Here is a 4,864-nt window from a genome sequence, read left to right as displayed (position 1 = left end):
TGCAGGACTTGGTGATTTCAGAGGACTATCTATCCAATTTGATTGGGGAGAAGCCAGAGCGAGTCAGAGGTTTTTTCCTAGAGAAACCAAAAGAACCAGGAGATTTCCTGATCAAATTGGGTAGAGGTACCTTTCTATGGTTGAAATATAAGGCAGTTAGACGGCTGGTGAAAGAAGTGGATCGATACAATACGGTGATTAGAGCTGTATACATTAATGATCAATTGGAAGAAGCTGGTAATCCAGGTGTTGGTCTCAGCAATCGGGAGCGAGTGCTCGAAGCCCTTAAGGTGATGAAAACGGATTTAGTGCGTGCCTTGAAGACAGAACGAATTCTCAGAGAGAATAAGCAGTTTATTACTAAGAATCCTCAGCTATTTACTACTAATTTAACCACCTTGACTGCCCTGCACTTGAGTGATCAGGCCAGTGAGTATGGACGAGTGCTAGATCAAGCCTTGCAGGTGGCAGTGGGGGTGCAAGAGGAAATGAGAAAATTGCAGAATCAGCGTTAGGGGCGGATAATCTATTTATTTTAGGGAGTCGGGAATCGGGAGTCGGGAGTCGGGAATCGGGAGTCGGGAATAGCTTAAATCAACCAACCGCGTAGGGTGGGTTAGGCGGCGAGTACTGTCAACCCTCACCGTTGAACAGAGCTGTCCGCCGTAACCCACCAATAGTCAATGACTTACAGCGGTTTGCAATTTGCTGAGGTACTTTCGTTCTGAGTTTTAGGGACTAAGGCCGTAGGCCACGCGGGGCGCGTTCGGAGCAGGGAGCTTCGGAGCAGGCAAGAGGCAAGAGGCAAGAGGCAAGAGGCAAGAGGCAAGAGGCAAGAGCGAAAACATCCTGTGTACCTCATAGTTATGCAAACTGCCGTAAGCTGTCTGAAAATTTACTTTATAAACAGTCGATAAATACTAGGATAAATACTAGGATAAATTTTCTTATAAAGACTAGAATAAATTCTAGGGTAAGCATATGCGCTACGCGCAGGCTACGCCAACAGCTAATGGGCTACGCCCACGCTACTTGAGGTGCTTTTGAATAAAAGAGGTAAGCAAACGTTTAATAGTCACGAAAGTATTTTATTCAAAAGCTGATAGCTGATAGCTGATAGCTGATAGCTGATAGCTGACGCGGCTTAGAGGATATCTGAAAAGTTTTTTGATACTGAATTTTGCCCCCCTGACCCCCCAACTTTGGGGGGAACAAGAGTCAATTTGCTTCTAAAAGTCCCCCAGAATTGGGGGATTTAGGGGGCTTGGATGTAGCAAATGAGACTTCTCAGACAACCTCTTAAGTCTTAAGATTACTAGTGCGATTCCATAGTTGAGTGGGAATTCTAATAATAGATGACAAAACCATAGGTCTGGGGTGCTCCTCGCTTGTCATTATCCAATTAGAGAATTAAACGAATCGTACAATGCCATATCAAAACATTACCGGTACTCTTTCTGAGAGAGATGTCGAGGAAATCAAAACCGCCCTACAAACTATTGAAGAAAAGCTGCCTTTCTTAATTAATCTAACGGCTGAGGAACGACGCAGGCTGTTTAAAATGGGTTCAAAAAGTCTATCCTTTGTTAACAATAGCCTCAGTGCTGCCCAATCTAACCCCAAAATTCTACCTGCTAGCTTTGACCTAGACGAGTTTGCACGGGACTATGAGCTAGCCGTTGCTCTGACCGATGTCTTATTCCAACTCCGACAATTGACTGAAAAGGTGGATGATACCTTAATGGCAGTCAGCTCTGAGGCTATGAACAGCGGTCTACAAGTTTATGATTACATCAAGACGGCTGCAAAAAGGACTCCCGGTCTAAAAACCATTGCCGAGAGTTTAGGGAAACGCTTTAAAGTTACTCGTAATAAGTCTGTTAAAGCCAATTCTCAGGCTTAGGTTCCAAAAAGGCTCGTGGACGAGTCTCTGAACCTCGTGGACGAGTCTCTGAACCTCGTGGACGAGTCTCTGAACCTCGTGGACGAGTCTCTGAACCTCGTGGACGAGTCTCTGAACCTCGTGGACGAGTCTCTGAACCTCGTTTATATGCCCTGAATCCATAATCAGGACTTACAGACCAAGACCCTTGAACCCGTTTATCCTGATCCATCAAAAGCTGACATCAGGATAATTAGGGTTAATAACCAGCTTGGCAGTCTAGTCCTGATTAGATTTCCCGATCCTGTGCCAGGCATTATCCATAATTAGTATTGATCATCAAATGAAGTAACAACATTTGCTTCTAACCACTTAGCGTTCGCGTAGCGTGACCTTTGGTCAATCGCATTTTGGCTTTCTTGGTCTGTTGCTAACCTTTCCCCCCATCCAAGAAAACAGTTGTGCAATTTGATCAGTATGAATAGCTCTGGCTATAGGTTCCGATATCCACCCGGGAAAAACCATATATTATATATATATTATTACTATGAAAACAGCTATATAATATACCCTATTCTTTCTTCCCACACTCTCCCATCGGGTGCATCTCCTAAAAGTTGTTTGACCCAGCAGTGGTGCGTTACGGGCAGCAACCTAACCCTGGCGCTTGAGCAAAACATACCAAGCCCCTAACTTGTCACAAATCATTTAGGATTGCTATATTTTGTTTAAATGGATTTGAGTCAATTTACATTGAGGGGTACAATAAATGACGGCTCCACTCTCTTTGTCCAAACTACTAAGCCCTTTTGAATTAGGTGATTTATCTTTAAAAAACCGAGTAGTAATGCCTCCTTTAACTAGAGGGAGAGCAGTTAATATGGGTATTCCCAATGATTTAATGGTGGAATATTATACTCAAAGAACTGGAGTAGGTCTAATTATCACTGAAGGTACTTTTATTTCCCCTCAAGCTAACGGTTGGGTAAATGCTCCTGGTATTTATACTCTGGAACAAACTGAAGGGTGGAAAAAAGTTGTTAGTAGTGTACACTCTAAGAATACGCCATTATTTTTGCAGCTTTGGCACTGTGGTCGGGCTTCTCATAGTAGTTTCCATGATGGTAAGCTAGCTGTTGCTCCTTCAGCCATTAAAATTAACGAAGAATATGTTCATACCCCTCAGGGAAAACAGCCTCACGAAACCCCACGAGCCCTGGAAACTGAAGAAATACCCCAAATAGTAGAAGAGTATAAAAAAGCGGCTGAAAATGCCAAACAGGCAGGTTTTGATGGGGTAGAGATTCATTCAGCTAATGGTTATTTACTGGACTCTTTTCTGCAATCTAAAACCAACCAAAGAACAGATGACTATGGTGGTAGTATTGATAATCGATATCGTTTACTCAAAGAAGTAATCGAAGCTGTAATAACTGTTTTACCAGTCAATAGAGTAGGGGTTCGTTTGTCTCCTAATGGTCTATTTAATGATATGGGGTCTGTGGATTATCGTGAAACATTTCTTTATGTAGCTAAAGAGTTAAACAGTTATGGGTTAGCTTATATCCATATATTAGATGGATTGGCTTTTGGATTTCATGAATTAGGAGAACCGATGACTTTGGCTGAGCTTAGAAACGTTTTTGATGGTCCAATTATTGGTAATTGCGGCTATACTAAAGAAACAGCTGAAGCGGCAATTCAAGAAGGTGTGGCAGATTTAATTGCTTTCGGAAGACCGATTCTAAGTAATCCAGATTTGGTTGCTCGCTTCGCTAATAATTGGCCCCTCAATCCTATTCCAGATGTTAAAGTTTGGTATTCTCCAGGTAAAGAAGGTTATACTGACTTTCCTACTTATAATAAGGCAAACTAGCGAGGCTGTTACTAAGTGCGGTCTAGCCTGAAATGTAAACCCTAAAGGCTTTTAGGGTTTACAATTTTTTGAGCGAACAGCGGTTCATTACGGGGCAGGCTGTCCCAACTATTGCGTCTTGCGTCTTGTGTCTTGCGTCTTGCGTCTTGCCTGCTCCCTGTTCCCTGTTCCCTGCTCCCTGCTCCCTACTCCCTACTCCCTAAAGATCTATAATAATAGATAAACCAAAAAACAACTACCAAGATCATGCTAGATTGGTTAGCACTGTGGGGAATTTCTAGTGCTGGTGGCTATCTCGCCAAAGAAGTGATCGGTCCCTTGGCCAAAGACGCTCTAGAAGACTACACTAAAGATTTTTTCAAAGAATCTATCAAAGATTATACCGGACTATCGGAGCAAGATACCCAGAAAAAACTCTTGGTTAAAGCCTTAAAAGCTTTTGTAGCTTTAGTTGGACAAGAATTAAAGGTTGCTGACCTATCTAAGCAAGAAATAAAACAATATACTAAACCCCTCAAGCAGTATATTAAGAACCAATCCGTTAAAGCTATCCTGGGAAGTGCCTTTAACTATGGCTGTAAAGAAATAGATACCGATACATTAGCCAAGACTTGGGTTGAGCTGAAGTTATTATCATTACCGGAAGAATTTCGTTGGAAGTATATTGGTAAACAGTATCTCAAGCAAGTACAAACTATAATCAAGCAATCGGATAAGTTACGGCCTATCTGGGATTCCCAAACGTTAGATGCGATCGCAAAAAACACTAACGCTACAGCAGGCATTATCCCTGATTTTAACTTAAGGGAGTATCAAGAAGCACTCCTAGAGAGCTACGGTAATGTTAAACTAGATAGTTTAGATACCGATGGTTCTGCCTATAATCAACTAAAACTCTGGACGATATTTATCCCCCAAAATGTGCGAGAGGTTCATGACTTGATGCCAGAGGCGATTCATGAACTGCCTAAGGATTATTATCAAAAACTGCTAGAGAGTGGTCAACTAGAACAGGAAATTGACCAAAAGGAGTTGCAACGAGCTAAAAAGCTTTATTATCAACAGCCGATAAAATCCGTATTGGATGTGATCAAGGACTCTCAAGG

At 42.2% G+C, this 4,864-nt stretch carries 5 protein-coding genes and 1 pseudogene; 4 read left to right on the top strand and 2 right to left on the bottom strand.

Features of this window, described 5'->3' with window-relative positions:
• Positions 1-515: hypothetical protein (locus F6K38_RS35010; protein ID WP_287359704.1), on the top strand; the 515-nt coding region annotated here is incomplete at its 5' end.
• A gap of 173 nt (positions 516-688) precedes the next feature.
• On the opposite strand, the gene F6K38_RS35005 is transcribed toward F6K38_RS35010, so the two are convergent.
• Entirely contained in the window at positions 689-862 is a 174-nt protein-coding gene (locus F6K38_RS35005; RefSeq protein WP_287359703.1) for a hypothetical protein, read from the bottom strand.
• A gap of 564 nt (positions 863-1,426) precedes the next feature.
• Between F6K38_RS35005 and F6K38_RS35000 the strand changes: the two genes are divergently transcribed.
• Positions 1,427-1,903, top strand: a complete 477-nt coding sequence (locus F6K38_RS35000; protein WP_287359701.1) for a hypothetical protein — start codon at positions 1,427-1,429, stop codon at positions 1,901-1,903.
• Here F6K38_RS35000 and F6K38_RS34995 read toward each other — a convergent pair.
• The gene (locus tag F6K38_RS34995) at positions 1,881-2,114 is read right to left on the bottom strand and encodes a hypothetical protein (protein WP_287359699.1); all 234 of its coding nucleotides are present in this window, start codon (positions 2,112-2,114) and stop codon (positions 1,881-1,883) included. The two genes, F6K38_RS35000 and F6K38_RS34995, sit on opposite strands and share 23 nt — an antisense overlap.
• A 537-nt stretch (positions 2,115-2,651) precedes the next feature.
• Between F6K38_RS34995 and F6K38_RS34990 the strand changes: the two genes are divergently transcribed.
• Positions 2,652-3,758, top strand: a complete 1,107-nt coding sequence (locus tag F6K38_RS34990; protein WP_287359697.1) for an alkene reductase — start codon at positions 2,652-2,654, stop codon at positions 3,756-3,758.
• A 246-nt stretch (positions 3,759-4,004) separates the two neighbouring features.
• Positions 4,005-4,864, top strand: a pseudogene (locus F6K38_RS34985) (NTPase); the annotation flags it as partial.

Origin of the sequence: Moorena sp. SIO3B2 (assembly GCF_010692525.1) — a bacterium.
Lineage (GTDB): Bacteria > Cyanobacteriota > Cyanobacteriia > Cyanobacteriales > Coleofasciculaceae > Moorena > Moorena producens.
The sequence above is the reverse complement of the archived record's forward strand: the minus strand, read 5'-3'. Positions and strand labels throughout refer to the sequence as shown.